This is a genomic window from Mycobacterium sp., assembly GCF_008709575.1.
Lineage (GTDB): Bacteria > Actinomycetota > Actinomycetes > Mycobacteriales > Mycobacteriaceae > Mycobacterium.
The window spans coordinates 1-698 of record NZ_VYIK01000342.1; the positions used below are offsets into that span (position 1 = coordinate 1).

The window sequence follows — 698 nt, forward strand, 5'->3', positions numbered from 1 at the left end:
TCCCGTGACGAGGTGGCCCACCTGGCCCGGCTGGCCCGGCTGGCGTTGACCGACGCCGAACTGGACAGCTTCGCCGGCCAGCTCGACGCGATCCACTGAGGCTGCGGAGTTGCCGTGGGACATGTTGTAGTGCACTAAGGTTGAAGCGATATCAGTGGGCGCCTCTAGGTTGCAGGACGCCGACCTGGACGGTGTGGCGGAATTCGTGGACGCGGCCCGAACGCTGGTGCTGGGTGCGGTCGCTGCGAGCGCCCCGCCGCGGCACCCGGCGCCCGAAGAAGTCGTCGGCGCGGTCGGGGTGATCGACCGGCTGGGCTTCGCCCTGTCAGCGCTGCGAAACCGGATCGGTCGCAACCCGCCCTCCGGCCTGGCGAACGGCACGCCGGAGTGGACGCGCAACACCGTCGCCCTGGCCCGCAAGGTCGCCGAGAACCCGGAGGCGATCTAGTTCGTAACCACAGTGTTGGTATCAGGGTTGGTCAGGTATCTCTGCATGACGCGCTGATATTCCCGAGCTGTGGTCGCGAATTCCCGAGAGTTTGTCGGTCCTCTATGGAATGCTGCTCGCGAATGGGCGAGAACGGAGTATAGCCATGCCGACGTCCTTGGTGGACCTGAGCAGCGCAGCCCGGTCGGTGTGGGCGAAGTCGTTGAATGACGACGGCGCGTGGCTTCCGTTGTGGCGGCACATGGACGAC

General features: G+C 66.2%; 1 protein-coding gene and 1 pseudogene. Both read left to right on the forward strand.

Translation table 11 applies throughout. The annotated features are described in order from the left end of the window. A pseudogene (locus F6Q13_RS18840) lies at positions 1 to 93 on the forward strand (aspartyl/glutamyl-tRNA amidotransferase subunit C); the annotation flags it as partial. A gap of 61 nt (positions 94 to 154) precedes the next feature. Then, positions 155 to 448, forward strand: a complete 294-nt coding sequence (locus F6Q13_RS18845) for a hypothetical protein (protein WP_293059768.1) — start codon at positions 155 to 157, stop codon at positions 446 to 448. Positions 449 to 698: the final 250 nt, after the last annotated feature.